General features: G+C 36.7%; 26 protein-coding genes. 14 read left to right on the forward strand and 12 right to left on the reverse strand.

The window, feature by feature from the left end:
- Positions 1-2 precede the first annotated feature (2 nt).
- Together MUW56_RS19445 and MUW56_RS19450 are read right to left on the reverse strand one after the other, a co-directional pair.
- Positions 3-1,640, reverse strand: coding sequence for a T9SS type A sorting domain-containing protein (locus MUW56_RS19445; RefSeq protein WP_292014749.1), 1,638 nt, complete (start codon positions 1,638-1,640; stop codon positions 3-5).
- Positions 1,641-2,055: 415 nt separating this feature from the next.
- Complete coding sequence (locus MUW56_RS19450) at positions 2,056-2,232, reverse strand: hypothetical protein (RefSeq protein ID WP_292014750.1); 177 nt, start codon at positions 2,230-2,232, stop codon at positions 2,056-2,058.
- A gap of 680 nt (positions 2,233-2,912) precedes the next feature.
- Here MUW56_RS19450 and MUW56_RS19455 point away from each other — a divergent pair.
- The 3 genes from MUW56_RS19455 (at position 2,913) to MUW56_RS19465 (ending at position 4,320) form a co-directional block, all read left to right on the forward strand.
- On the forward strand, positions 2,913-3,167 hold the full coding sequence (locus MUW56_RS19455) for a hypothetical protein (protein WP_292014751.1): 255 nt from the start codon (positions 2,913-2,915) through the stop codon (positions 3,165-3,167).
- A gap of 127 nt (positions 3,168-3,294) precedes the next feature.
- Positions 3,295-4,077 (forward strand): GLPGLI family protein, encoded by a 783-nt coding sequence (locus MUW56_RS19460; protein ID WP_292014752.1) that lies wholly within the window; start codon positions 3,295-3,297, stop codon positions 4,075-4,077.
- Positions 4,078-4,194: 117 nt separating this feature from the next.
- Positions 4,195-4,320: a hypothetical protein gene (locus MUW56_RS19465; RefSeq protein ID WP_292014753.1), complete on the forward strand. Its 126-nt coding sequence runs from the start codon at positions 4,195-4,197 to the stop codon at positions 4,318-4,320.
- A gap of 92 nt (positions 4,321-4,412) precedes the next feature.
- Here MUW56_RS19465 and MUW56_RS19470 read toward each other — a convergent pair whose 3' ends face one another.
- The 7 genes from MUW56_RS19470 to MUW56_RS19500 form a co-directional block, all read right to left on the reverse strand.
- Positions 4,413-4,892, reverse strand: coding sequence for a cupin domain-containing protein (locus tag MUW56_RS19470; protein WP_292014754.1), 480 nt, complete (start codon positions 4,890-4,892; stop codon positions 4,413-4,415).
- A gap of 6 nt (positions 4,893-4,898) precedes the next feature.
- Positions 4,899-5,960 (reverse strand): alpha/beta hydrolase, encoded by a 1,062-nt coding sequence (locus tag MUW56_RS19475; protein WP_292014755.1) that lies wholly within the window; start codon positions 5,958-5,960, stop codon positions 4,899-4,901.
- Between the two features lie 19 nt (positions 5,961-5,979).
- Positions 5,980-6,666 carry a carboxymuconolactone decarboxylase family protein gene (locus tag MUW56_RS19480; protein ID WP_292014756.1) on the reverse strand — a complete coding sequence of 229 codons (687 nt, stop codon included), beginning with the start codon at positions 6,664-6,666 and terminating at the stop codon, positions 5,980-5,982.
- A 43-nt stretch (positions 6,667-6,709) separates the two neighbouring features.
- Complete coding sequence (locus MUW56_RS19485; RefSeq protein ID WP_292014757.1) at positions 6,710-7,237, reverse strand: flavodoxin; 528 nt, start codon at positions 7,235-7,237, stop codon at positions 6,710-6,712.
- A 181-nt stretch (positions 7,238-7,418) separates the two neighbouring features.
- The gene (locus tag MUW56_RS19490; RefSeq protein WP_292014758.1) at positions 7,419-8,528 is read right to left on the reverse strand and encodes an alpha/beta fold hydrolase; all 1,110 of its coding nucleotides are present in this window, start codon (positions 8,526-8,528) and stop codon (positions 7,419-7,421) included.
- Positions 8,529-8,539: 11 nt separating this feature from the next.
- Positions 8,540-9,523 carry an aldo/keto reductase gene (locus MUW56_RS19495; RefSeq protein ID WP_292014759.1) on the reverse strand — a complete coding sequence of 328 codons (984 nt, stop codon included), beginning with the start codon at positions 9,521-9,523 and terminating at the stop codon, positions 8,540-8,542.
- A 16-nt stretch (positions 9,524-9,539) separates the two neighbouring features.
- The gene (locus tag MUW56_RS19500; RefSeq protein WP_292014760.1) at positions 9,540-10,391 is read right to left on the reverse strand and encodes an aldo/keto reductase; all 852 of its coding nucleotides are present in this window, start codon (positions 10,389-10,391) and stop codon (positions 9,540-9,542) included.
- Between the two features lie 179 nt (positions 10,392-10,570).
- Between MUW56_RS19500 and MUW56_RS19505 the strand changes: the two genes are divergently transcribed.
- Positions 10,571-11,467, forward strand: coding sequence for an AraC family transcriptional regulator (locus tag MUW56_RS19505; RefSeq protein WP_292015447.1), 897 nt, complete (start codon positions 10,571-10,573; stop codon positions 11,465-11,467).
- Positions 11,468-11,577: 110 nt separating this feature from the next.
- Here the strand turns inward: MUW56_RS19505 and MUW56_RS19510 are convergent, their stop codons facing one another.
- A complete protein-coding gene (locus MUW56_RS19510) occupies positions 11,578-13,341 on the reverse strand; it encodes a helix-turn-helix transcriptional regulator (protein ID WP_292014761.1) in 1,764 nt (587 codons plus the stop codon).
- Positions 13,342-13,488: 147 nt separating this feature from the next.
- Between MUW56_RS19510 and MUW56_RS19515 the strand changes: the two genes are divergently transcribed.
- The 5 genes from MUW56_RS19515 (at position 13,489) to MUW56_RS19535 (ending at position 19,824) form a co-directional block, all read left to right on the forward strand.
- Positions 13,489-13,659: a hypothetical protein gene (locus MUW56_RS19515; RefSeq protein ID WP_292014762.1), complete on the forward strand. Its 171-nt coding sequence runs from the start codon at positions 13,489-13,491 to the stop codon at positions 13,657-13,659.
- Positions 13,660-13,665: 6 nt separating this feature from the next.
- Positions 13,666-15,846, forward strand: a complete 2,181-nt coding sequence (locus MUW56_RS19520; RefSeq protein WP_292014763.1) for a prolyl oligopeptidase family serine peptidase — start codon at positions 13,666-13,668, stop codon at positions 15,844-15,846.
- On the forward strand, positions 15,847-18,078 hold the full coding sequence (locus tag MUW56_RS19525) for a lantibiotic dehydratase family protein (RefSeq protein ID WP_292014764.1): 2,232 nt from the start codon (positions 15,847-15,849) through the stop codon (positions 18,076-18,078).
- 16 nt (positions 18,079-18,094) lie between these two features.
- Positions 18,095-18,940 carry a thiopeptide-type bacteriocin biosynthesis protein gene (locus MUW56_RS19530; protein ID WP_292014765.1) on the forward strand — a complete coding sequence of 282 codons (846 nt, stop codon included), beginning with the start codon at positions 18,095-18,097 and terminating at the stop codon, positions 18,938-18,940.
- 656 nt (positions 18,941-19,596) lie between these two features.
- The gene (locus tag MUW56_RS19535) at positions 19,597-19,824 is read left to right on the forward strand and encodes a hypothetical protein (protein WP_292014766.1); all 228 of its coding nucleotides are present in this window, start codon (positions 19,597-19,599) and stop codon (positions 19,822-19,824) included.
- On the opposite strand, the gene MUW56_RS19540 is transcribed toward MUW56_RS19535, so the two are convergent.
- Complete coding sequence (locus MUW56_RS19540) at positions 19,788-20,069, reverse strand: alpha-L-fucosidase (protein ID WP_292014767.1); 282 nt, start codon at positions 20,067-20,069, stop codon at positions 19,788-19,790. The two genes, MUW56_RS19535 and MUW56_RS19540, sit on opposite strands and share 37 nt — an antisense overlap.
- Before the next feature lie 442 nt (positions 20,070-20,511).
- On the opposite strand from MUW56_RS19540, the gene MUW56_RS19545 reads away from it, so the two are divergent.
- The 4 genes from MUW56_RS19545 (at position 20,512) to arr (ending at position 24,288) form a co-directional block, all read left to right on the forward strand.
- Positions 20,512-21,387 carry an alpha/beta hydrolase gene (locus MUW56_RS19545; protein WP_292014768.1) on the forward strand — a complete coding sequence of 292 codons (876 nt, stop codon included), beginning with the start codon at positions 20,512-20,514 and terminating at the stop codon, positions 21,385-21,387.
- Between the two features lie 48 nt (positions 21,388-21,435).
- Positions 21,436-22,029, forward strand: coding sequence for a dihydrofolate reductase family protein (locus tag MUW56_RS19550; protein WP_292014769.1), 594 nt, complete (start codon positions 21,436-21,438; stop codon positions 22,027-22,029).
- A gap of 94 nt (positions 22,030-22,123) precedes the next feature.
- Entirely contained in the window at positions 22,124-23,476 is a 1,353-nt protein-coding gene (locus MUW56_RS19555; RefSeq protein ID WP_292014770.1) for a hypothetical protein, read from the forward strand.
- Positions 23,477-23,880: 404 nt separating this feature from the next.
- Positions 23,881-24,288, forward strand: a complete 408-nt coding sequence (gene arr / locus MUW56_RS22890; RefSeq protein ID WP_367118570.1) for an NAD(+)--rifampin ADP-ribosyltransferase — start codon at positions 23,881-23,883, stop codon at positions 24,286-24,288.
- A 161-nt stretch (positions 24,289-24,449) separates the two neighbouring features.
- On the opposite strand, the gene MUW56_RS19565 is transcribed toward arr, so the two are convergent.
- Positions 24,450-25,394 (reverse strand): 3',5'-cyclic-nucleotide phosphodiesterase, encoded by a 945-nt coding sequence (locus MUW56_RS19565; protein ID WP_292014772.1) that lies wholly within the window; start codon positions 25,392-25,394, stop codon positions 24,450-24,452.
- A 407-nt stretch (positions 25,395-25,801) separates the two neighbouring features.
- Between MUW56_RS19565 and MUW56_RS19570 the strand changes: the two genes are divergently transcribed.
- Positions 25,802-26,149: a DUF4377 domain-containing protein gene (locus tag MUW56_RS19570; protein ID WP_292014773.1), complete on the forward strand. Its 348-nt coding sequence runs from the start codon at positions 25,802-25,804 to the stop codon at positions 26,147-26,149.
- Positions 26,150-26,163: the final 14 nt, after the last annotated feature.

Here is a 26,163-nt window from a genome sequence, read left to right on the forward strand (position 1 = left end):
GTTTATTTTTTAATCAATTTCGCATTCGCTGTTTTATTACTGTCCGTCTTTATTGTCACCAGGTAGGCTCCCTGAACCAGAGCCTGGGTATTGATCTTGGTTACAGCATTCGTGGTTTTCAAGCGCTGAACCTGTCTTCCGCTCATGTCATAAACTACAATCTCGGCTTCCTTAAACTCAAAGCCGATCTCTATGTAGGCATAGTCGGATACCGGGTTCGGATAGATCTTGATATCACGCTTTTCAATCAACTGATCCACCTGCTTATCACCCAGCTTTACGATCTTCCAGTTTTCTTTGCCCAGTTCTTCGGCGCTGGTTCCTGCCAATATAATAGAACCGTCTCTGTTCAGTTTAAGATCAGAAAGCCGTTCTTCTCTTTTTCTGGATTCTCCCTTCACATGCTTTCTCCATTTCTCAGTCCCTAACTGATCAATATACAATAGCCAAAAAGTTTCATCGTCCGTTTCTATCCTGCCTTCGGCCTGAGTATAACCGCCCAACAATATTCCTTTGGTGATGTCTTGATTCTTGATTCCTGGATCTTGACTCTGTATTACACTCATTCCCATCAGGATATCGCGGTTTTTGAAGTTGTAGGATTTCTGCCACTGTTCGTCTCCTCTTTCATTCAAAGCGATCAGCCAGAGATCTGTACCTTCTTCTATCCCTACGGTTTTATTGCCGGATCTTTCGGAACGGGACTCTCCACCGATAATGAAACCGTTTGAGGTTAAAGCGAGGGTTCTGATATGGTCATCTCCTTTGCCGCCGAAGTTCTTTTCCCATTCTACTTTCCCGGTCTTATCCAGTTTTACGATCCAGTAGTCGCCTTCACCGAAATTGCTGCTGGATTTGGGCATTGGGCTAAGGGCTGCTGAGGAAGCAGGCTTTTCAGCCGAAACAGGATTAGTCGTTGCTGATTGAGAATTACTCATGTAAGCGCCACTTCTGGAATAGATGCCCAGCAATGCGCCGCCGTCTTTCGTGGGAATCATCTTTTCGACTTCATCCAGCCCTCTTCCGCCTAAGATCAGCTGGGAAAGTTCTTTGCCATCTTTGTCAAGCCGGATGATCCATACATCTTTGGAACCGTAGCCTTTAGATGAGTTTTGCACATTCCCTGCTACAAAGAATCCTAAGTCTGTAGTTTGGATCACCGCTCTGGCTTCTTCGTCCGATGAAGTTCCAAGCGTTCTCTGCCACAGCTCATCTCCGAATTCATTGATTCTTATCAGCCAGATATCTGATCCGCCTCTGGATTCTTCTTTTTTATCGAGCCCTTTCCCCGAATAGGAAGTTCCCGCAACAAGAAATCCTCCTTCCCGGGTGGTAACGGCAGCGGATAAGTAATCATGATTCTGGCCGGAGAAGTATTTTTCCCAAACTTCTTCACCCTGCTGGTTCAGTTTTACAAGATGGTAGTCGTAACCGTTGTTTTGCTTACTTCCAGCCTCCGGCTTCCCGCTTCCTGACTGTATACAGCTTCCGGTAATTAAATACTGCTGGTCTATGGTGGTGGTCACCTGGCTTAGGAAATCCTGCGTCGAGGATTTGATATCTTTCTGCCAGGCTATTTCCTGGGCATACGTGCTGAAGACCGTGCACAGGAATAGTGCACCGAAATAATTTTTTTTCATAGGCAATCATAGGTTTTTATGATGTTGATAAACTTACTCAGAATTTATATCACACACAATGGGTTAAACCCTATTTTTTAATAATATCCTTAATAAATGCATTTTAGATTTATTGATATGGTATTTTCGTGAGTTTTATTCTTGATATCGCAAATCTATATTGACATAGCGTCAAAACCTGTCGCATTATATTATACTTGGAAAAACTCGGGTATGAGTATAAAACAGGATGTGATCCAACAGTAGGTTTTGATAAGCAAAGTATAAATTCTTTGACTTTAAAGATTAAAATATAAACTGCTTGCTATAAAGATCTTTGACCATAACAAAAGCTATCTAGGGCTTAGGATATTTCTTTTTATCCTGAGCCTTATATGTTTAAACTTAATTGGTTTGGATCTCAACCGAGCTAGTTTTATTTAGAATTGTTTTTTAATCTCTCAATCTCAGCTTCCAGCATCTTAATGTATTTCTCCCTATAATCATCTGCATAAAAATGCATATTTTCTGCCTTTCCACTGACTGCTTGTGCTAAATGATTATGAAAGATATTAAAAATCTCAGATACGTCGAAGTTAAGTATCTGAGCCATTTTTACCTGTAGTATTTCTGCTATCTGCTGAATATGAGAAACTCTGTTACATCAGCTTCGTTTCTTTCTATTTTACCGTATGCATTAACACTTAAATCAAGACGATCAGCAATTTCCTCCTAATTATCCATATAATACTTAAGAATAATATTATAAATAAGGTATTGTTTAAATTTAATGGGTTGAATATTCAGTTATTTGATGCTTTCTAAGAAAGTCAGAAGCGGTATTAGATGTTCGACAGGACTCCCTCTATCCCCGCAAATACTAATCAGAACCTACTGAATTTCAGTAGGTTTTTGTTTTTATTAAACTTTTTAGTCCTACATTTTACCCACATTTCTTATTTAGTAAAATAGTGATCTCTAACTTTGGTGCCACATTTAGTACATTTTTAGAGTTAAAACTGGCTGCCGTATTCCTCAAAAAATCCAAAAATTAAAAATATTTTATCTTTTTTCAGATAAATAAAAATCAATCAAAAATTATTTTAATTCTACAGACAGTCCGATATTGCATAAGTATTTCATTGATGTTAGAAATATAATTGAAGAAATTATTTAGTGTGTTTGAATTGTATAAATTGCTTTTAAATAGATAGTTAGCGTAATAAAATTTTTCTCATTTGATTGATTTATATTTTTATATTAGCTACTCAATTTTATAAATTTATTACAATCATGAAAAAACTATTATTAATTGCTATGGTTGGTGTAGCAGGTTTTGTAAGTGCAAAAGGAAACGTGGAAAAAGTAAATTCTAAAGCAAAAGAAGCTACGGTTGCTAAAAGCACTAAAAAAGCTAAGAAAAAACTTCAAATGCAATGTGGAACTTTTCAGGCAAGTTGTACATCTGCTTATACTTGTCAGGACTGGACTGCTGGTCAATGGATAGAGTGGGCAGAAAAAATTCAAGATAATTATTGTCAACTATAATTTCTAAGTCATAAGTTAATCATTTCTTCAAACTCAACAAGAAAGAAGTCCTGATTATTAATCAAAAAAATCGTTCAAATAATAAATTTTGTTTGAACGATTTACTATTTTCATAAAAAAAACAATAATGAATTTTAAAAAACAAACTTTAACAATTTTATTTTTATTCTTTTTCTCTTTGTTGTATTCACAAACAGCTACTAGTGATTCATTAAGGGGAGAATTTACTTATTTACTTCAATACAAACCCAATACTCTAAATCGAGATAACGTTTATAAGGAAATTTTTATAATGCAAATAAGTGATAAACGTGCTTTTTTTATTAGTGAAAATAGATTAAAATTTGACTCTCTTTTCATGGAACAGTATAATAAGAATAGGAATAATTTTAATATTGATATGAGAGGGTTGTCATCATCAAAATTTAAGTTTTTAATTATCCAAACAAATGATAATTCGGAATATTACGAGTCAGTAGGAACTGCCCTTTTATCCTATAATACTCCTGTAATTCGTGATTGGAAACTGATTGATGAAACCAAAGTACTTAATTCTATTCATTGTAAAAAAGCAGAGGTTCATTATAAAGGAAGAGACTGGACTGCATGGTATTCAACGGAAATTCCTTTTCCTTATGGGCCATACAAATTCAGTGGTCTGCCAGGTTTAATTGTGAAAATAACAGACAAAACGGGTGATTATGATTTTGAACTGGTAAAATCGGTATCAAGTGCTAAATTGAAGGGAAAAATAATAACAGTAAATAAAAGGCATTATCAAAATGCCAAATTAGTTACAAAAAAAGAATTAGTCCAAGCAACAACAAGTTACAGAGACAATATTAAATATGAATTAGAAAAAAATGGGTACTGTATTTTCAGAGGGGCAAAACAGACAAAAAATAAATGAAGCAGAGAAAAAAGGTTATAATCCCATCGAATTAGAGTAAAAGAAACTAATTTTAATTTTCAAAATTGAATATGTCTTTTTTGTTGATTAAGTAATTGAAAATCAATATTTTAATATATGGAATATGATACATTCGGAAGGCTGGTAAAAGCTTTGCTTCCCCTGCTACAGCAGTCAATAGAAGAAACAGAAGGAAACATAGAATATGCTAATAATGGTATAAAATATTCTAATTTTGTTTGATTTTAGGATCTTTTAGATGTCCTTATCGGACTGCTATTTCCGTAATGATAGGGTGTGAACCTTCTGGATGCTTCTGCGAATGGAGTAACATTTCATTTGTGATACTCCTCATCCGTTACAGGCTCCAGCCAGACTGTTTCTCCCTTTTCCCGTCCTGTAATGGCTACCTGAACAAAAGTCTTATCAGAACCGGCCCCGTGCCAATGGGGCACATTAGGCGGGCATTTTATTGCATCACCTTTGCGGAGGATTTTTTTGGGCTGCCCTTTTTCCTGATAGTAACCAACACCATCGATAACCAGCAATATTTGTCCTGCAGGGTGTGTATGCCACTTGCTTCTGGCTCCCGGTTCAAAAGTTACGTTTCCAACGGATATGGAGTTGAGGCTATCGGCATCCATCAGCATTTGCAGGTAGGCCGTTCCGGTAAAATTCCCGTTTGTTATCTTTTCCCCTGTTGGAAAAACAAGCAGGTTTTCGGAATGTATATCTTTCGTTTCCTTCTTTTTATTACAGGCTATAAAAAGAAATGGGATCAGAGGAAAAATGTATTTTAGGCTAGATTTCATCATTCTGTTTTAAAGGTTGTTATGGTAAAAGTCTACAAGTTTGTTTACAGCCTGTGATACATATTCAGGCTTCCAGTAGGTTTGTATATGGGTAGCTCCTTCAATGAGAAAAAGTTCCTTGTTTTTTGCATTTTTTGCTTTGCTGAATGCTTCATCCGTCATATATTTCGTATCCGCTTTACTTCCGGCCATCATTAAGAGAGGCTGGTTGATCAGATCCATATCTGTAGTGGCATCCCAGGTCATTAAGTCGAGCAGGCTGCTCATGGTATACAGAAACGTTGAATTGGGATGGGCATGGGTCCTGTAATAATAGACAAACCCTTCACGGTATAGATCTGTAGGAGTTTTGGTGATTTCTTCATCGGTTATGCTGGCTACCCCTGCATAAATTATTTTACCCCCTGCAGCTTCCTGGGCTCGGGCATCCGAAGCCTGTTTTAAACGTTCCTGGATAGTATTAAGCTGTGAATTTTGAAAACCATTCCGTCTTACCTCCCCTGAATTGAACATACTTAATGTTGCAACAGCTTTAAACCGTTTATCAGATTGTACTGCCTTTAACGTATAACCGCCGCCGCCACAAATACCTAAAACACCTAAACGGGCTGCATCAACCCCTTTATATTGGGTAATAAAATCAGCCATCCCATGAATATCTTCAACCCGGTTTGCCGGTTTATCCGTATGACGCGGTTCACCGCCACTTGCTCCCTGGTAGGCTGCATCGGCAGCCATGGTTATATATCCTGCCTCTGCCAAACGCTGGGCATACAGCCCCGCTGTCTGTTCTTTTATACCTCCGTTAGGATGGGCTATCACTACTGCCGGATATTTCTTTGAAGCATCGTAATTGGGCGGTGTATAAACATTGGCAGCAATATTGATCCCGTTCAGTTTGTAGGTAACAGGGTGGATATTGACTTTTCCCTTCTCATTTTTGGTGATTGCTCCGTCGTATACCAGCGTATATGGGTTCTGTTCATACCTCTTTTGGATAGATTGTGCATCTGCCGTTTCTGTTGTTGCTACAGACATTGATAATGCAATTATGGACGTTAGCTTTTTCATCTTTCTACTATTTTAAAATTTACTTACTTTTTAATACTTCATACAGGACGGTCTGTGCTGCTTCCGCTTTTTTACTGCCAATGGTTTGCCTGACCAAATCAACAAACTGCTGAAGCTGATCCGGAGTTAAACCAACGTTCAGGCAAATAGTCAAATGGGAACGGAGCATCGGTTCTACGCCGCCAATACTGCTGAGTACAGATACCGTTACCAGCTCTCTTTCGGCATAGGTCAGGACGTCACGCTCAAAAATATCGGCAAAAAGATGTTCTTTGAGGAATACTTCAATTGCTGGAGCGAATGCTGCATATCCTGTTTTAGATCCCGTTTCAGGAACTCCGGTTAATTTTTCCAATATTGCTTTACCTCTGTCATACTTGCTGCCTGCGCTATGAATGGGTGAGGCTTCCGCTCCCAATTCATCAGTGATGCCATTAGCTTTCCGGTCATCCAGTATGGTCATAAAAGTCTGCAGTCCCCGAAGGCTTCTTGGAAACCCGGCATAAGCATACACATGGACCAGAACTTCTTTGATCTGATTTACCGTTAATCCTTTTTCGAGCCCTGCATTGAGTTCCGTTTTCAGTTTCGATAAATCACCTTTGCCTGCAAGTGCCGAAATGCGGACAATTGCCTGCTGTCTATTGTCCAGATTCTGCCCGGTAGTTGTTTGAGCGTTTGTAGCGTTTGCTGTGATTATTGCCATAGCCAATAATATTGTTTTTAAAAGCCTGTTCATTTTTTCGATATTAATTAACCAATCCTGTTTTCTTCAGCCACTTTTGTACTTCAATCTGTACCTGCTTTTCTTTATTGCCTTCCATCACGAATAAGATTCCGTCTCTTTCCACACCGCCTTTGGTTGAAAACCCTTCCGGTAGTGTGCTGCTGGGGCACAGTTTTTTTACGGTTTCAAAGCTGCTGCCAATGCCATAGCCTCCATTGGTATTAAAAGGAACTACAGTCTTTCCACTTAGATTGTACTGATTCAAAAAGCTTTTCACAGGCGGAGGTAGCTGCATCCCCCAGGTTGGAAAGCCGACAAAAACCACATCATATTTTTCTATACTGTCAATTTTTGTTTTTAAGGGAGGTAGAAAACCTGTTTCATTTTCTTTCGCTACCTGATGTACCGTTGTCTGATAATCTTCAGGGTAGGGGGTAACCAGTTCCAATGCGACCAAATCGCCACCCACTTTTTTATGGATGATTTCGGCAACGGCTTTGGTATTTTTTGTTCTCGACCAATAAACGATCAGCACCTTTTTATCTTTCACGGATTCACTTTTTTCTATGGGTAATAATTGCGCTCTGGAACAAGAGAATAATATAAAGAAGAGAGTGCATAACCATAAGCTGGATGTCCTTGATGTTTTCATCGATATCATTTTTATTATACAAATTTCCTGTTCCGATTGCATTTTAATGGTAGATAGATTACTGGAATTGCTACCAATATCACTTGTCTAACCCTTTTTCTTTTGACCATTTTACAATCAGGCGGGCTATTTCCCTGTTGTTGAGATCAGACATTATGAAATGGGTATTGCCCTTAATTCCGATTTCAGGTAAATGAACAATAGTAGCATCACCGCCGTTAGCATTGATAACTTTAGCCCATTGCTTTGCAGTAGCCAATACATTATGCCAGAAGTTGAGGGAAGCCGCATTGGTCTCTTCTGAGGGAATATAGTCCCCATAATAGACCACGATAGGAATCTTAGTCAGTTTTAAAAATTCATTAAGGGGCACGCCTTTTCCTCCACGGTTACCTTGGGGAACTTCGCCTTCAGGAAAGGTAAATCCGCCCGGTTCAATGGCTACGATAGCTTTTACATGATCATTCTTAATGGCCGTTTTCCAGCCCGGAGCTCCTCCTGCAGAATGGGTGAAGAGAATTCCGTCCCCTGATTTGTCAAATACTGCCGACATAGCGTTTACTATGGTTTCTTCATCTACACTGCCTGTATTGGGTGTCATCATGCGGTAAAAGTTGTCAAGAGATTTTTCATCTTTTGGAAACTGGACACCTTCATTGAATTTTGGATAAAGCCCAATACGGAACTGGGTATACCAGGTCTGATCATCGGGAGATGTTGAGATCTGTACAGGCTTTGTCGTTTGTCCGGCATCACCACGGCCTGGCTGGTCAACCAGATAAATACCATAGCCTGATCTTAAAAATATATCGGCAAAGCCCTCTCTGCCATCGGCTGTAGTTTGCCAACTGCGGCGGGACTGTCCATAACCATGCAGGAAGACCATAGAATTCTGTTTTCTGTTAACAGGAATTTGGTAGAATACATCAGCATGGTCACCGTGGCGCGTTTGTCCTCCTTGCTGCTCATTCCATGGTTTTAGCGGGTCAAAAGTGCCTTCGCTTCTGATGACCTTACCGCCTGCTGAGAATGCGCCCTGTTCTTTGATCACTATATTTCCATTTTGATTGGTCCTTGGTGCAGCGCATGAGGAAACCGTAACAACAGTGCAGAACAGCAGGATACCAACCAAAGTCTTGCTACCTCTTTTCAGATTACTGTACTTAATTTTTTCAATGATTCTTTGCATGATTTTTTATTTTATTTGCCAACTCTTGCCTGCAATTGTGCGGGATAGCGTTCGCCTGATATGTTGATCGTTGCCAATGCAGTTTCTATTTTGGTCAGTTCGTCTGCGGACAGTAAAAAATGAGCCCCGCCCATGTTTTCCTGCAACCGGTGTAATTTTGTGGTGCCGGGTATCGGAACTATCCATGGTTTTTGAGCTAACAGCCAGGCCAAAGCAATCTGGGCAGGTGTTACTTCTTTTTCGGCAGCAATGGTTTTTAGGAGTTCAACTAACACCTGGTTTGCTTTTCTGTTCTCTACCGAGAAACGGGGTACCTTATTTCTAAAATCCGTAGGATCGAATTTTGTAGACTCGTTTACTGCACCAGTAAGAAAGCCTTTGCCTAATGGACTGAACGGGACAAAACCAATTCCCAGCTCTTCCAGGGTTGGTATGATCTCTTTTTCCGGTTCACGGAAAAACATAGAATACTCACTTTGTAATGCTGTAACGGGCTGTATGGCATGTGCCTTACGTATGGTTTGCGGACCGGCTTCTGACAGACCAAAATGTTTTACTTTTCCCTCTGTTATTAATTCCCTTACCGTTCCTGCCACTTCTTCAATCGGGATGTTGGGATCTACACGATGCTGATAGAACAAATCAATACAGTCCGTTTTCAGCCTTTTCAGAGAGGCTTCTGCCACTGCTCTTATTCTTGCCGGGCTGCTGTCCAATCCTTTTTTTGAATCCCCATCCTGGAATCCGAATTTTGTAGCAATTACCACTTTGTCTCTGAAAGGAGCCAATGCCTCTCCCAATAGTTCTTCGTTGGTAAAAGGGCCGTAACATTCTGCGGTATCAAAAAAGGTGACGCCTGCTTCCAATGCTGATCTGATTAATTCTACGGCCTCTTTTGTCCCGGTAGCAGGTCCATAGCCAAAGCTTAGCCCCATACAGCCCAATCCAAGTGCGGATACCTCCAATCCGCTATTTCCAAGTTTACGTTTTTCCATTTTCTTTATGTTAGGATTATAGATCCAGTTTTCTCCCGCTCAGCCATTTTACCATAGCAGGATCTCTATGATCAAAGAACAGGCTTGAACCGGTGTCCAGCAGAGCGATGGTTTGCAAATCTTCTGGGGAAAGTTCGAAGTCGAAAATATTGAAATTTTCAGCCATTCTTTCTTTACGGACAGATTTTGGAATGGCAACGATATTTCTTTGAATTAACCATCTGAGAATTACCTGTGCTATTGATTTATTATATTTTTCGCCGACAGCCGATAGTATTTCATTATGAAATATGTTGTTTTTTCCCTCTGCAAAAGGTCCCCAGGATTGTATCTGTACATCATTTTCCTGAAGAAACTTTTGACGCTCTGCCTGTTGATGGAAAGGGTGTGTCTCAATCTGGTTGACCGCAGGGGTAAAGCCGCTGTTCATTATTAAATCCATCAGCCTGTCGGAATGGAAATTGGCTACCCCGATAGCTTTTATTTTTCCTTCGTGATATAATTCCTGCATGGCTTTCCAGGAACCGAAAATATCGCCATACGGCTGATGGATCAGATAGAGGTCCAGATAGTCCAACTGCAGTCTTTCCAAAGATTTATGAAAGGCAGCTTTTGTTTTCTCATAGCCTGTATCCTGTACCCAGAGCTTGGTGGTTATGAACAAGTCACCTCTGTCAATACCGCTGTTTTTAATACCATTGCCCACTGAGGTTTCATTCAGGTAGGATGCAGCGGTGTCGATAAGTCTGTAACCCGTTTCAATGGCGTCTATAACTGCTCTTTCACATTCAGCGGGGTCGGGTATTTGGAAAACGCCAAACCCTAAAATCGGCATTTTTATTCCGTTGTTCAATGTAACTGTTTGCATTTTTTATTTTTTAATGTTCTTAGAAGATTAATTTTAATACTACAAAGTTCGGATTTGATCGTAAGCTGTTTAGTATATGTATTACAGTTTTTACTACCAATATCACTGATTGACAGGCAGCTTATGCCTAAGTTATTGCAGAATAGTTAATTTTGTATAGGTAAATAATGGAAATAGTTATGGAACAGGCATATAATTTTGACACGGTAAGTCAGTACAATGCTTTTAATAATCATGAAACCCTGCATCCGCTGGTCAGCATCATTGATTTTTCAAAAGCGGAGGAAAGAACCGGTTCACGGATGACATTCGGGCTTTACTGTATTTTCCTTAAAGAAATACACTGCGGAGATTTAAAATATGGATGCAGTCATTATGATTATGAGAAAGGTACGCTGGTATTCATTTCTCCCGGTCAGGTAATTGACGTCGAGAATAAGGTCGATTATTATCAGCCAATAGGATATGGCCTGGTTTTTCATCCTGACCTGATAAAAGGGACCTCTCTCGGTAAAAATCTCAGCGGATACAGTTTTTTCAGTTACAATACCAACGAAGCTCTGCATTTATCTGAGAGGGAAAGAAAAATTGTTTTTGACTGTTTTTCTCAGATTGAAAATGAGCTGAGCCAAGTGGTAGATAAACACAGCAAAAAATTGATTGCCTCCAATATTGAACTGTTCCTGAATTATTGTGAACGATTTTATGACCGTCAGTTTATCACCAGGGAAAACGTTAATAAAGGAATACTGGAAAATTTTGAAGAATTACTGAACAGTTATTTTGTATCCGAAAAACCATACAGTGTGGGTCTTCCTTCAGTAGCTTATTTTGCAGATGAGCTTCATTTATCGGCCAATTATTTTGGTGATCTTATTAAAAAGGAGACCGGAAAATCTGCACAGGAATATATTCAGAATAAAATTATTGATATAGCCAAAGATAAGGTCTTTGACAATACTAAAACAATCAGCGAAATTGCATATGATTTAGGCTTTAAATACCCACAACATTTCAACAGATTTTTTAAACAGCGTGTGGGATATACTCCTAATGCATATAGAAATTTAAATTGATGTAATTGATCAAATACAAAGTATCAATCTGCTTAATCTGGAAAGGGAAGCGGGATGAAGTCTCGGGCAGTAATCCCTTTCAGTATGCAGGAGGTTCATTAAAAGATAAATTAAGCTGTCATTGAATTTTCAATTTCTTTGATGTAGATAGACGGGGTAGTACCGGTATTTTTCTTAAATGCCATTGAAAATGCTTGTACGTTATTATAGCCAAGTTCATCTGCAATAGCAGGTAGCTTGTAAGACCTGAATTTTTTATCTTTTACGAGCCGCTTCAAAGCATAATCAATACGTAAATCATTAAGATAAGAGGTGAAATTCTTTCCTTTATGGGTATTAATAACCTCAGATAAATAAGTTGTGTTGGTTTTTATATTTTTTGCCAGACTGGCTAATGTAATCCCGTTTTTCAAAAAAAGCTGTTTATTTTCAAAGGTTTCCAATTCCTTTAGAATAAACAGACTAACGTCTTCCGGAACTGTTTTGATTGCTTTATTTTCTATTTCAACCTGTTCAGATATTTGAGGGACAGAAATTTCTTTTTTAAGGTCGGGAGATTCAAAGTTTCTTTTTTCAATGCCATGAATTAATTCCTGGGCAATTTTTCTGTGTTGGACTGCTGTTTTCTTTGCTTTATAATAAAGGAATAAAATCAATACAAGTATTATAACTAAAATACTAATAGAAGCATACAAAATTCTTTTCCTGTTTTTTAAATCTTTAATAATATTTTCCTTTTCCTGCAAAAGATTAGGTGTATCATACTTTTTAGGCAACTCTGTTGATAAATATTCAAACTGTGCATCCAGCTTTTTATCTACTTTCAAAAAACGTTCAATATAATAAAGCTGCTTTTCTTTATCATCATTTTCTTTGTAGTGATCTATAAGGTAAGTGTATACTTCTCGTAATTCAGGAAAAGTAATATTGGTTTTTTTTATATGAGAATCTATTTTGGTAAAATACTGTACTGCCTTTTCTCTGTCTTTTAATGCATCATAACATTTTCCAAGGCTATATAATACATAATTTTGATTGTTATCATTAATGCTTGAAAAATAATGGTAAGCCTCTGATAAATCAGTAATCGCTGCTTTATAATTTTTTACTTTAAGATTGAATTGGCCTAATAAATACAAATATTGACTTTTATTATACTTATTTTTGTTTACAAACGGAGAATGTAATCCTTCCTGAATCAGGAAATTAGCAGAATCAATTTTATTAATTTTGAGATAACAATAAATAAGACTTACCCGCATTTGGTCATGCTGGTATTCGTCCGTTATATTGCCGGAGTGATATAAATAATACCTAAACGTTTTTGCCGCTTCGGCATTTTTACCCATATAACTATTTAAATAGGCAATATTCATATTTGCATAGGCAATCTGCTTTAAGTTTTTTTGCTTTTTGGCATATTCCAAACCTAAAATATAATGATCCAGCGCTGCTTTTAAGTTGTCATATTTATAAAATAGATTTCCTTTGATGATGTAAGTTCTGGCTGGATATAAATCTCCTTCCACTCCTTTTGTAATCGCAGCCAGGCTATCAATATACTGTAAAGCCCGCGGAAAGTCTTCATTAAAATGAATAAGATTATAGCCTTCTGCAATTTCAAGAATATTTTTTTCTTTTTTTGCTTTTGCCAGATAATATTTAGAAATTGTTTTTGCTTCAAGTTTTTTATCTGTTTCATCATAAGTGTTAAACTTATTTTTTAACTCTTCATAGTTCAATAATCTTAAGCTGTCAACTGTTCTGTTTTGAGTAAAAAAGAAACTGTAAAATAATGTAAATAAAAGTAGAAATGTATGTCTCATCATTTTGCTATACACTGCAAAAATATTTATTTTTTTTAACAAAACCATATCAACTATTTTTTGACTTTAAATAATTGATAATCATTTTTTTATTTTTATTTCATCGATATTGATTTATAAATCTATATATGTTTTATCGCGGAGTAACAGAAATATTACTTTCTTTGCAGAGAATTTTTTAAACATAATAATACTATGAAAAAAGAAAACAAAGGACAAAAAAAATTATCTTTAAAAAAGGTACAGATCATGAAGATCAATGACATGAGAACAATTAACGGTGGTAATGGTTATCAGCAGCCGGTAGGATTGGAAGGAAATGACGATGATCCACAGACTCCTATTAGACAGACGATCAAGCCTTAAGTACATATGAGAAAATTAATATTTGTCATTATTACTGGATTTTATATACTTCCTGTACATGCTCAGAAAAATAATTTAGCTCCTTCAAAGCCTGTTACAGAGGATTATTTTGGAGTTAAAATAGTAGATGAGTATAGAAATCTTGAAGATCTTCAAAATCCTATTACAACTAATTGGATGCAGTCTCAAACGAATTATACAAATTCTATATTAAATCAAATTCCAAAAAGAAATTTCTATTTGGAAAAAAGATTGGAATTTGATAAAAGGCAAGGGTATTCTGTATCTGATTTGAAAGTTACTCATAATGACAAGTATTTTTATTTAAAGAAAAATGGGGATGAAAAGGTAGCTAAACTATATTACCGAAATGGTTTTTCAGGTCAGGAAGTATTGCTGTATGATCCTATCAATTATAAAAATACCGAAGCAAACCACTCTTTTGTCATCAATTATATAAGCCCATGCTGGGATGGCAGTAAAATAGCTATTTCAATGTCTGAAAAAGGTAAAGAATTAGCAGAAGTGATTGTTATGGATGTGAAAACAAAATATATTCATCCTGAAATTATTACTAATACAGCGCCCGCCACTATGGATGGGATAAAATGGATTGATGATAATAGCGGATTCTTCTATGTCGCATTTTCTACAACAGATTCTGCATCTCTGGATTTTTATAAAAATACAAGAACTGTATTGTATAAAATAGGAACAGATCCAGCTAAAGTTATGGATGTGTTTTCTGCTAAAAATAATCCTGATCTAAATATTACTGACGATCAATTCCCGATGATTTTAGACTTTAATATTGATGATCAATATTATATTGGAATGTTGGTAGATTTTGAATCTTATCGAAAGACATTTATCATCAATAAAAATGATTTATTGGCAGGTAAAAAAAATTGGAAATCATTCTCTATTCCAGGCGACAAAGCAAAGAATTTAGATTTCCAAAAGGATAAGGTAATTTTTCTATCAAGTTATCATACAACTTTTAATAAACTATGTAAAACTAATATTACAAATCCAAATTTTAAAAATGCTGAAATTTTAGTTTCTGAAAAAAAGGATGAGATTATTAAAAGCTATAGAGCTACCAAAGACGGGATCTATTATACCACTACTAAAAACGGAGTAGAGGCTAATCTGTATTTATATAAAGACGGTAAAGACCTTTCAATTAAACTTCCTTATCCATCTGGAAATATTGGGTTACAATGTAAAGGAGAAAATGATTCTGATATCTGGATAACCTGTTCTGGCTGGGCTAATGAGGAACAAAGATTTAAATATGATTTGAAGACGAATACTTTTACGCCGGAAAATCTTGCACCGATTGCGGATTATCCCGAATTCGAAGATATTGCAGTTAATGAAATTACTGTAAAAGCAAGAGATGGCGAAGAAATCCCAGTATCGTTAATTTATAATAAAAATAGTAAGAAGAATAGTAAAAACCTTGTACTGATTGATAGTTATGGTTCTTATGGAATTTCTAATAATCCGTATTTTTCCAAGGCTTATTTGTTATGGGTACTTCAAGGTGGAATGGTTGCCGTAGCGCACGTAAGAGGTGGGGGAGAAAAAGGTGAAAGATGGCGTTTAGGTGGGTATAAAAAGACGAAGCCTAACACTTGGAAGGATTTAATAGATTGCACAGAATATCTGATCAAAGAAAAATATACTTCAAAGGAAAAAGTAGCGGTTTGGGGAGCTAGCGCCGGAGGTATTACTGTAGGAAGAGCCATGACAGAAAGACCTGATCTTTTTAAAGTAGTTATTGCTGAGGTAGGAGTAATGAATCCTCTGAGAGATGAGACAACTCCTAATGGCCAGCCAAAAGAATTTGGAACAGTAAAAGATCCAAAAGAGTTTAAAGACCTGTTGGAAATGGATGCTTATCACCATATTGAAAAAGGAGTAAAATATCCTGCTACTTTTATAACTGGAGGAATAAACGATCAGAGAGTGATAGTCTGGGAACCTGTGAAGTTTGCTGCCAAACTGATGGCTAATGATGCTTCTGTAAATCCTAAATTATTAAAAATAGATTTTGAAGGAGGTCATGGAGGTAATATTTCGGTAGCTCAGCGGTATTCTAATTTAGGAGATATGTTTGCGTTTGCATTATGGCAATTGGGACATCCTGATTACCAGCCAAAAGAAAACACAAGAAAATAAATGTCACGCTTCCCTTATCAGTTTTTTAATGAATATGCTGTACGGACTCCTTTATTTTCGCTCAAAGACTTTCAGGAGCTGTTCAATAAAAATGAAATTTCGGATGCAGGATTAAAGGAAATTTGTAGCGATCTTATTTTTCAGGAGGCTATTTATCTGGCTTCTCCCGGTATGCATGAAGAGATTAGTAAATGGCTTAATTCAGAGAAACAATTTTCACCTAAAGAATATCAAAGACTAAAACAAACCATACTGAAATATTATACCCGGATGAGTACACGCTGTACTCCATTCGGCTTATTTTCAGGAATTGGATTGGGAAGGTTTAGTTTAGAATCTCTAAGCTTGGCCGGTAGTGAGATCCACAGTTATCAGCTAACCGGCAATCAAGTGCGAGATACCAGGTTGGATATGCACTTTCTGGTTTCCTTAGCTCAACACTTTGTGCGATTACCCGAGATAAGAAATAAAATTTTATTTTTTCCTAATAACAGCATCTATAAAGTAGGTCATAGAATCCGGTATACAGAATATCAATATACCGGAGGAAAAAGAGACTATATGATCTCATTTGCCCCAATTTCCAGAGAATTACAGCAAGTATTGAATTTTTCAAAACAAGGCAAAACTATACAACAAATTGTAGAAATTTTGATTGATGAAGAAATCACAAAGGAAGAAGCCGCAGAATTTATAGAAGAACTCATTGACAATCAGGTACTGGTAAGTGAACTGGAACCTAATGTTTCGGGGAATGATTTTTTAGATACCATAATTACCGTTTTAAAAAGAATAGATGTAAAAAATGAAGCCGATATTTTAATTTCTTTAAAAAATAAACTGTGTACATTAGATTCAACCATAGGGAATCCAGTTATATTATATGCTGAACTTAAAGAATTAATAAATGGTTTGAAAATAGAATATGAACAACAATACCTCTTCCAGACCGACCTTTATAATAAATCTTGCTTTTATTTGTCTCCAGAATGGAAAAAAGAATTGAAAAAAGGAATAAGCTTTTTAAACAAAATTACTTTAGAACAAAAGGAAAGTGAGCTTTCAAGATTTAAAAAAGCCTTTAACGAAAGATTTGAAACACAGGAAATGCCATTGCTGTATGTTCTGGATACAGAAATAGGTATCGGCTACAAACAAAACATCTCTGCAAAAGGCATTCATCCTTATCTAGAAGACCTGAATATTCCACAAACTAAAGAGAAGAGAGAGCTTCATATAAAATTGAATCCTGTTCATATTATTCTCAATCAAAAATTACAGGAAGCCTTATTCAATAATCAATACATCATTACATTGGCAGATGAAGATTTTAAAGGTTTTGAAGAAAGCTGGAATGATCTTCCCGATACTATTTCCTTAATGACAGAAATAATTTCTGAAAACAGCCAGGAAAAACTATTTTTAAATAGTAGTACCGGAAGTAGTGCTGCCAGTCTTTTAGGGCGCTTCTGTTCTGGGAAATCCAACGTTCAGGATCTGACAAAAAATATTGCCCAAAAAGAAGAAGAGCTCAGTTCTGATGAGATTTTAGCTGAAATAGTCCATTTGCCGGAAGCGAGAATAGGGAATGTAATAAGAAGACCAGTTTTAAGGCAGTACGAAATCCCTTATTTAGCCCAGTCTATTTTGCCAGAAGAAAATCAGATACCAGTGGATGATTTGTATATTTCTTTAAAAAATGATAAGATTGTTTTGCGTTCAAAGAAATTAAACAAGAAGATCAGGCCCTATTTAACAAACGTTCATAATTATTATACGAATACCCTGCCTGTTTATCATTTTTTATCTGATGTATATTCCCAAAACATCAGATCAGGGCTTCATTTCAGTTGGGGTGAGTTAGAGTACATCTATACGTTTTTACCAAGAGTGGAATACCGTAATATCATTCTTTCAAAATCGAGGTGGAAGATCACAGAAAAAGACATTTCTTCATTGGAGGGAATGATTTCGGATAAAAGAGTTTTTTTACTGAAGTTACAAGACTGGAGAAATAAAAGAAAAATTCCAGTATGGATCCAATGGGTAAAGTTTGATAATACTTTAACTATGAATCTGGAAAACTATGACATGGCCCAACTTTTTATTCAAACCATAAAAAGTAAAGGCACAATTATTATAGAAGAATTTTTATACCACGAAAAGGATGATTTTAAACATGAATTTGTTTTTCCGATGTATAGGGTAGGTGGAGATAAGAATAAACAGTAAAGAATAAAGGCACATCATGATAGAACGAACGTTTATTCCCGGAAGTGATTGGCTTTACCTGAAAATCTATACAGGTGTAAAAACTGCAGATATAATGTTGGAAGAAGCCGTATCATCATTGACAGATTATTTTCAATACAATAATAAGATTTCCAGATGGTTTTTCATCCGATATAACGATCCAAAACCACATTTGAGGCTAAGGCTTAAATTATGTGATACCCGTTGTTATGGCGATATTCTTGATAAAATCAATGATACATTACAAGAATATATAAACAGTGGAGAAGTTTCCAAAATTGTCATTGATACTTACCATAGAGAAATAGAAAGGTATGGAATAAATACGATTGAAGATGCAGAAATTCTATTCCACAGAAATAGTGAATTCACGCTAAAATGCCTGCATTACAATGATGAAGAAAAACTTATTGTCAGTCTTTTCCAAATTGATGAACTTCTGAATAAGCTTAATTTATCAGCTTTAGAAAAGCTGGATTGGATCAAGGACTTTAATACTGTTTTTAAACAGGAATTTAATGCTGATAAAAAGCTTAATAGCCAGTTAGATAAAAAATATCGTGAATTTAAACCGAAGTACATTGATTTTATTCAGTCGGAGGAATTTTTAGAGGAAAGAAATGTTGTTATTTCCGGGATAGAAGAAAGCAGTATTGTATTGCAGAACATTATTGCATATCATGAAAACCAATCTTTAGAAGTTTCCTTGCAAAGCTTTTTTCAAAGCCTGTTCCATATGAATATCAATAGATTATTTGTTTCTGATCAACGTTTATTTGAGATGATAATATATGATTATCTGTTAAGATACTATAAGACTATTACCTACCGATCTTTATAGATCACTTTTATTTTTGCCTGTTTTTTTTAGATTTTATTTTTTAAATTTAACTCCCTTTTTGAAACAATAATCATCTTATTTTATTCCCTGCTGTTAAAAAAAGCAGTAATAAAAACGAAACTGCCTAAAAAGGAGACAGCCTCGTTTCTTATTTTTGTAGACTACGAGATCTACATGAATCGTGAAAATTGATCAATTCATTTGCTCATTAAGCAATGGCTATCTTCACGATTATTGTTATCAGGGATAACGTTCCAGTTCTTAGCTTAATATATCACATGGGGCTACACAAATCACCCAAGGACATCTTTTTATCCCCGGAGGTGGGCAGCATGCTTCGGAGCAAGTCAAAGCTCCGCCATTAATACTTTTCAACTGCTCCCTTGAAATTTTCTTATAATTTTTCATAATCAGGTAATTGGGTTAAACTTAAAAATTAGGGCTGGTTTCCGCCTCCACATCCGTCGTATGGCATACACTGCCATTTTCCGCTGATGAAGCATAGTTGACCACCTGTGCAGTTAATACCACCGTTAATTGCTTTCATTTCCTGTCTGTCGATTTTTTTTAAATTTTTCATAAGATTTAGGTTTAGTTCTATCCGAAATTAATAAATTTTCATCAACTGAAGTGAAAATTATTCTTAAAATTATTATATGGTTAATGACATCGGCAGCCACAGATATTCCGAAACCTTACTACAGCGTACTGTTCCTAACGTAGAAGAAACTGCAAAATATCCGCAATTAAACAATTTGGAAACCCGCAACGAAATTGAGGAACTTCCTGGAAATATGCTCATTTGTATTGACTATGAAAATGGAGAAATTATTTGCAATATTCTATGCTATCTATGCAGCAGAATAATTATTTTACAGGAGTAAGCATTTAAAGTATGGATAAGCATGGCATAATCCTGTGGAGCAATATCAGCAACTGCTTGTATCCATTCAGCATATCCCTTTATTGTATCTTTGTTCCAGACTCCGCCCAGCTGGCTGTACAAACCAAAATGTATAAACATTCCATATTTTGCCTCTTTAAACCAGTGCATACGCTTGGCATATGCTGTTTCCGGCTCTTTCGTGTAATCCTTCTTTGCCTGTGAAATTGCATGAGTATTCAACATCAATGTCAAATAAGTAGCAGTTGTGTTTTTTTCATTTTTATATAGTTGATATATCTGTTTAAAACGGTTTTTCTATTTCTATCATAAACTGCTATTCAGTCAATTTTATACGATGTATTGATGGTTGTATCTTTTTTAAATATATGATTTTTAACGCGTTATCAGGTGTTTTAGTTTTAAGTTTTCTAACCAGACCTTTTCGTAGAACCAGGTTTTTATTTCTTTAAAACAAAGATTTGGAGATTAGTAATAATGACTTTACTATTTTGTAAGAAGTTTTTATATTTATTCTTAGAAATAAACTGTGAATTTTTTTGGCCATCGTCCCTCCGTTCTAAAATAAATCTTGCCTTATGGCAAGCTGATTTTCTTATCAACTTGATAATTTTGGTAAAAGTTCTGATATAGTCTATAAAATGTAACCTAAAATCCAAATAATAGTATGAAAAATTTATTCAGATCCTATAGCCTTCTTAAGCCGCTCCTGCTGGTTGCCATCATTATGTGTACAGTATCATCACTCCATGGCCAGAAAATAAAGCCTTCTGACAGCGGCTATGCGCCTGTTAATAATACCAAAGTGTATTATGAGGTATATGGTGAAGGCAGGCCTGTTGTTTTACTGCATGGTGCCTTTATGACCATTGATATGAATTGGGGGCAATTGATCCCTGAACTGTCAAAGAACCGGAAAGTCATTGCCATCGAATTGCAGGGACATGGGCATACCCCATTTTCAGACAGAAAACTATCGCATGCCACTTTAGCAAGGGATGTGGAGGGAATACTGGACCATTTGAAAATTGAGAGTGCCGATGTCGTAGGCTACAGCTTTGGCGGCGCTGTGGCATATCAGTTTGCTATCCAAAGTCCTAAACGGCTGAAAAATTTAGTCATCATCTCTGCTACTTACAAAAGTAGCGGTTGGCTACCTGAAGTAAGCAGTGCTTTTAAAACAATGAAACCGTCTCTTTTTGCAGATAGTCCTATGCATGCCGCATACGATGCAGTAGCTCCTGATAAGACAAAATGGACAACGTTCCTGGAGCAAATGATCGCTTCGGCTGGGATGTCATTCGACCTGGGAGACTCTAATATTTCAAAAATTTCAGCACCGGTATTAATCATATCCGGTGACAATGACGGACTGGATAAAATGGAATTGGTTAAAACATATAAATTATTGGGTGGCGGTGTATCTGCTGATCTGGCATCTATGCCGAAATCCCAGCTGGCCATTGTTCCGGGACAGGGACATGTCAGCCTGATGATGCAAACTGCAACGATTTTGAATTACCTGAACAGTTTTTTAAAGTAATTTAATCCGGTAAATAATAAGTTTTATCTTCAATAAAAAGTGAATACAATGAGAAAAATAACTGTTTTATCAATGATTACACTGGATGGCGTGATGCAGGCACCCGGTGGACCTGAAGAAGACCCGGCCGGAAATTTTAAATATGGAGGCTGGACCGTATCATATGGTGATGAGCTTTTTGGACAGATCATGAAAGAAGAGATGGAGCCCGCAGACTATCTTTTGGGCAGAAAAACGTTTGAGATCTTTTCAGCCTACTGGCCTGAACATGCTGACTTTTGGCCCGGTATTAATGAGGGTGTCAAATATGTCCTCTCCCAAACTATGCAAGAATCGGAGTGGAAAAATACTGTTTTTCTCAAAAATCCTGAAGATATAGAAAAACTCAAAAATTCGGAAGGTGCCGACATTCAGGTATGGGGCAGCAGCAAGCTTATTCAACTGTTGCTTAAACATGATCTGGTGGATGAGCTTCGGCTTAAAATTTATCCGTTACTACTTGGTGAGGGGAAAAAGTTGTTTGAAAATGGGGTGGTTCCGGCAGCATTTACATTAACAGAAAGTCATGTGACATCAAAAGGAGTTATGATAACCAACTATAAGAGGGATGGAGAGATTATAACGGGTACTATTGAAATATGACCATTGTCTTCTCGGCAAAGGATCAATTTTTATGGCGGATCCTGCTTTATCACGCAATTCATTATATTAGCAATCTTAAAAGTGCTTGAGATGAATGTCTGATGGAAAGAGGTTAAGCGCACAATGTGATTTTTTAAAAGAAACCAACTTAATCATGAGGCAGACTGTTCTGATAACTTTATTCTTTTTATTCATACAAAGCGTCAAAGGGCAAAAACACGATATTCCCAATGACAGTATTTCTATATTTTTTGATGAAATTAAAACGGCTTCAAAAAAGAATACTGACCTTTGGAATAAGGATTTATACGGACCCATGATCCTGATTAATCCGCAAACCAGGGAACTTTTTGCGAACGAACCTGATACCGCAGGCCTATTGAAACGTAATGGAGATCGGTATTCCGGAATTTTGCCTGACCATATCAATATTGCTAATACAGCGGTCAACTGGAATGGAAAAAGATGGGCTATGATTATGCTCCCGCTTCCCCAGAACAAGCAAAACAGAATCAATTTACTGGCTCATGAGTCATTTCATAGTATCCAGCCTGTATTAGGATTTACCCTGCACAATGTGGAGAATAACCACCTCGACCAAAAGGACGGAAGAATCTATTTGCGGTTAGAATTGGAAGCCCTGAAGAAAGCAATCCGGTCAACTTCAGGAAAAGAGCTGAAGAAACATCTGACCCATGCATTTACCTTTAGAAAATACCGGCATTCACTTTATAAAAACTCAGATACTGCCGAAAACCTGTTGGAATTGAACGAAGGAATTGCAGAATTTACAGGTGTAATGGTAAGCGGCAGAAATAAAGCAGAGGCAGCAGCATGGTTTTTGAAGGGAATAGATGATTTTTTTAAAAATCCGACGTTTGTGCGTTCTTTTGCTTACCATACTACTCCTGTTTACGGGTATCTGCTGTACCCTAAAGATAAAAACTGGAATAAAACAATTACTGGAGATACTGATCTGACCCGTTATTTCAGTAAGGCATTCAATATCAATATTCCGAATGATTTAAAAAGAACAGCTGAAAATATATCTGGCCATTATAATGGAAAGGTAATTAGTAAGGAAGAAACGGAAAGAGAAGAAAAAACGAAAAAGCGTATTGCTGAATATAAACTTAAATTCATTTCACAACCCCATTTTGAAATAAAGTTTGAGAAAATGAATGTTTCGTTTGATCCCAGAAATATAATGCCGGTAGAAGATAAAGGAACGGTTTATCCGAATATCAGGGTGACCGATTTATGGGGTATTCTGACCGTTGAAAACGGAGCATTGATGAGCCCAAACTGGGATAAAATTTCAATATCGAGCCCTGTTCAAACAGAAGGCAGAAAAATATCCGGTGACGGCTGGGTGCTTGAATTGGCTGAAGGCTATACCATAGGGAAGGACGGAGTAAATGGAAACTATAAGCTGAGTAAGAATTGATACCATAGATTTCCTTCAGCACTGAAGTGTGATCCCGGTTATCAAAGATTAAAAAAAATAATTAGAACATGGAATTTTCACCATTCAACAATGTTGTTAAACTCTGTCTTCAGGGGATGAATATGGAGGAAACGGGTGATCCTGAAGAAGCGGGCAAACTATTTCTGCAGGGCTGGAACGAAGCAACAGACGATCTCGAAAGATTTCTTGCTGCTCATTATGTATCACGGCATCAAAAGACAGTCTCCGATCAATTAAAATGGCTTGAAACGGCTTTAGAGTATGCCTTAAAAATAGATGATGATACCGTTAAGAGCGCTTTCACTGCACTTTATTTAAATATAGCCAAGTGTTATGAACAATTATCTGACCCTGAAAAATCAAAAGAGAATTTGGAATTAGCCATGCTGCTTAAAGATAACCCTTCCGACAAAGGCCCTTTTTATCATGGCACGAAAGCTGATCTGCAGGCTGGTGATGTTCTCACAGCAGGCAGCCATTCTAATTACAGGTCTGAACTCAAAATGAATCATATTTATTTTACAGCCCTGGTTAATGGAGCGGGACTTGCAGCTGCATTGGCAAAAGGGGATGGGCATGAACGTGTGTATATCGTTGAGCCAACAGGAAATTATGAAAATGATCCGAACCTAACCGATAAAAAATTCCCTGGCAACCCGACTCGTTCCTATCGTTCCCGAGAACCACTAAAAATCATAGGGGAGGCAACAGACTGGGCGAGACCGAGCTCCGAAGAACTTCAGAAATTCCGCGAAAAATTAGCGAACAATACAGGAGAAATAATAAATTAGTGCCACAGAATGAATACCTGCAACCCTTCTTATAGGAGATTGTTATGAGCAGAAAGGCCGACCTGGCTGCATATTTATTCTCACGATCAACTCTTTCATTACCTGCATACATTGGTCAGTCAAAAAGATGAAGCATGATCACCTCACCTCTTTGATTGGAATTAAGGTAAACTGATTTTTTTGCCTTGTTCGGGAAAAATATAATTTACTTTTAAAGGATTGTTTTTCAATAATTCTCTTTTTATAATTTCCGGATTATCTCCGGTTGGTTTCCTGTGGGTGACTACGATATGCATGCCCTCCAGATTTTTCTGTCCGGTTTTTTCTTTTAGCTTGTTTAGTTCTTCCAGCAGCAGGTTAGGAGTGAGGTGCCCGAACAACAGATTTTCAGGCTGGCTGTTTGGAAAAGAAACTTCGATCAATATGGTGTTGAGCTGTCCTTTTTTGATAAGCGGAGCTATATCGTTCCAAAGAGTATTAAGCCGGTCAGATCTCTCTATTCGATCTGCCCCCGTATCTCCCAGGTAGAGTAAATGATGACCGTCATATCTTACAAGTACGGCACTGCTTTTATAAGGGTTTACGTGGCTTAACTCGTATGCTGTTAAGAAGAACGGCGTTTTTTGTGCCGGGATTTCTATACCTTCTTGAAGTTCAGTATAATGATACTTTCCTAATATAGGTTTTTGTCCCTGGTCGGCAAAATTAATCCAGGTATCATTGATAAAGTAATGATTCTGTAGAATTTGAAGCACCGGGGCTGTGGCGTAAATATCCTTTTTACTGTCAGCCGGGGAATTGATAATAAGTCCCGCTAAATGATCCAGGTGGCCATGCGAAATAAAATATCCTTTGATCTGGTTCTTGAGAACCGTTTCTTCTGACCTGTTAAGGCTCTTTAATTCAATGGCTCTTCGAATTCCTGTATTCACCGTGCCGGCATCAAGGCAAATAAAGGCCGTGTCTTTTGGCTTTCCCACTAAATAAGCAGATAAATTGTCCTCTTGTTCTCCGCCGTAGATACCTAATGGGATAAGGTCAAAACTTTGTGCCTGACACGTAATATGTATACAGATGGCAAATAAAGAGAGTGCTATTTTTTTCATGATATTTAAACTAAAAAACATCCTTTGCTGAAGGAAAGGGCAAATTTACATTATTTTTTATTTACTGGCAGAAGTGAGTAATGATGTTAACAGGGGTTCTTAATGAAATTACAGCAGCCAATGTAAATTCAGGCTATGGTTATGATTGATTATCAGTATTAGAAAAATATCTTCTAAAAGGGACCATAAAAGAAGGCCCGTCAATAATAGAATGTATAGCCTTTTTTCTGAAGTTTATATGATGTGTTTTCCTTTTTGATATTTGTTTTCTTTGTTTTTTTACAGTATTTATTTATATATCTGTTTATAAATCAATTTTTTGTGGAATCATTTTGTTGGATTAAAATTTCACTTATTGGAGAATTTTCTTATATTTGTCAAAGATGAGTGAATTTTAAAAACATGTTATGAAATATGTAATGATTGTCTTAATGGTGTTCCTTACAGTTGTATCCTGTAAAGAAGATGATACCAATCAGACCTATGAAACAGTATTTAATGTTTCTCCGACAATTGAATATGTGGCCCCAGGTCCGCCGGCGCCTCCGGACTCTTCCGAGGATATTCCGGTAATGAGGATTACTGAAAAAAATTCAGGACAATCTTATACTCTTGATTTGGGAGCGATAGAGGGATTCACTTTTGAAGAGGGATTTAGACATGTGATCAGTGTAGAAGTGACAAAGCTTGCCAATCCGCCTGCTGATGGGCCCTCAAAAACGTACCGTTTGTTAAGAATTATATCAAAAGAATAATATAAACTAAAATC

Source organism: Chryseobacterium sp. (assembly GCF_022869225.1).
Classification (GTDB): domain Bacteria; phylum Bacteroidota; class Bacteroidia; order Flavobacteriales; family Weeksellaceae; genus Chryseobacterium.

Coding starts and splice junctions, on each gene's coding strand:
- MUW56_RS19445 (WP_292014749.1), bottom strand. CDS start 1,640: ATGAAAAAAAATTATTTCGGTGCACTATTCCTGTGCACGGTCTTCAGC.
- MUW56_RS19450 (WP_292014750.1), bottom strand. CDS start 2,232: ATGGCTCAGATACTTAACTTCGACGTATCTGAGATTTTTAATATCTTT.
- MUW56_RS19455 (WP_292014751.1), top strand. CDS start 2,913: ATGAAAAAACTATTATTAATTGCTATGGTTGGTGTAGCAGGTTTTGTA.
- MUW56_RS19460 (WP_292014752.1), top strand. CDS start 3,295: ATGAATTTTAAAAAACAAACTTTAACAATTTTATTTTTATTCTTTTTC.
- MUW56_RS19465 (WP_292014753.1), top strand. CDS start 4,195: ATGGAATATGATACATTCGGAAGGCTGGTAAAAGCTTTGCTTCCCCTG.
- MUW56_RS19470 (WP_292014754.1), bottom strand. CDS start 4,892: ATGATGAAATCTAGCCTAAAATACATTTTTCCTCTGATCCCATTTCTT.
- MUW56_RS19475 (WP_292014755.1), bottom strand. CDS start 5,960: ATGAAAAAGCTAACGTCCATAATTGCATTATCAATGTCTGTAGCAACA.
- MUW56_RS19480 (WP_292014756.1), bottom strand. CDS start 6,666: ATGGCAATAATCACAGCAAACGCTACAAACGCTCAAACAACTACCGGG.
- MUW56_RS19490 (WP_292014758.1), bottom strand. CDS start 8,528: ATGCAAAGAATCATTGAAAAAATTAAGTACAGTAATCTGAAAAGAGGT.
- MUW56_RS19495 (WP_292014759.1), bottom strand. CDS start 9,523: ATGGAAAAACGTAAACTTGGAAATAGCGGATTGGAGGTATCCGCACTT.
- MUW56_RS19500 (WP_292014760.1), bottom strand. CDS start 10,391: ATGCAAACAGTTACATTGAACAACGGAATAAAAATGCCGATTTTAGGG.
- MUW56_RS19505 (WP_292015447.1), top strand. CDS start 10,571: ATGGAACAGGCATATAATTTTGACACGGTAAGTCAGTACAATGCTTTT.
- MUW56_RS19510 (WP_292014761.1), bottom strand. CDS start 13,341: ATGGTTTTGTTAAAAAAAATAAATATTTTTGCAGTGTATAGCAAAATG.
- MUW56_RS19515 (WP_292014762.1), top strand. CDS start 13,489: ATGAAAAAAGAAAACAAAGGACAAAAAAAATTATCTTTAAAAAAGGTA.
- MUW56_RS19520 (WP_292014763.1), top strand. CDS start 13,666: ATGAGAAAATTAATATTTGTCATTATTACTGGATTTTATATACTTCCT.
- MUW56_RS19525 (WP_292014764.1), top strand. CDS start 15,847: ATGTCACGCTTCCCTTATCAGTTTTTTAATGAATATGCTGTACGGACT.
- MUW56_RS19530 (WP_292014765.1), top strand. CDS start 18,095: ATGATAGAACGAACGTTTATTCCCGGAAGTGATTGGCTTTACCTGAAA.
- MUW56_RS19535 (WP_292014766.1), top strand. CDS start 19,597: ATGGTTAATGACATCGGCAGCCACAGATATTCCGAAACCTTACTACAG.
- MUW56_RS19540 (WP_292014767.1), bottom strand. CDS start 20,069: ATGTTGAATACTCATGCAATTTCACAGGCAAAGAAGGATTACACGAAA.
- MUW56_RS19545 (WP_292014768.1), top strand. CDS start 20,512: ATGAAAAATTTATTCAGATCCTATAGCCTTCTTAAGCCGCTCCTGCTG.
- MUW56_RS19550 (WP_292014769.1), top strand. CDS start 21,436: ATGAGAAAAATAACTGTTTTATCAATGATTACACTGGATGGCGTGATG.
- MUW56_RS19555 (WP_292014770.1), top strand. CDS start 22,124: ATGTCTGATGGAAAGAGGTTAAGCGCACAATGTGATTTTTTAAAAGAA.
- arr (WP_367118570.1), top strand. CDS start 23,881: ATGCTGCTTAAAGATAACCCTTCCGACAAAGGCCCTTTTTATCATGGC.
- MUW56_RS19565 (WP_292014772.1), bottom strand. CDS start 25,394: ATGAAAAAAATAGCACTCTCTTTATTTGCCATCTGTATACATATTACG.
- MUW56_RS19570 (WP_292014773.1), top strand. CDS start 25,802: ATGAAATATGTAATGATTGTCTTAATGGTGTTCCTTACAGTTGTATCC.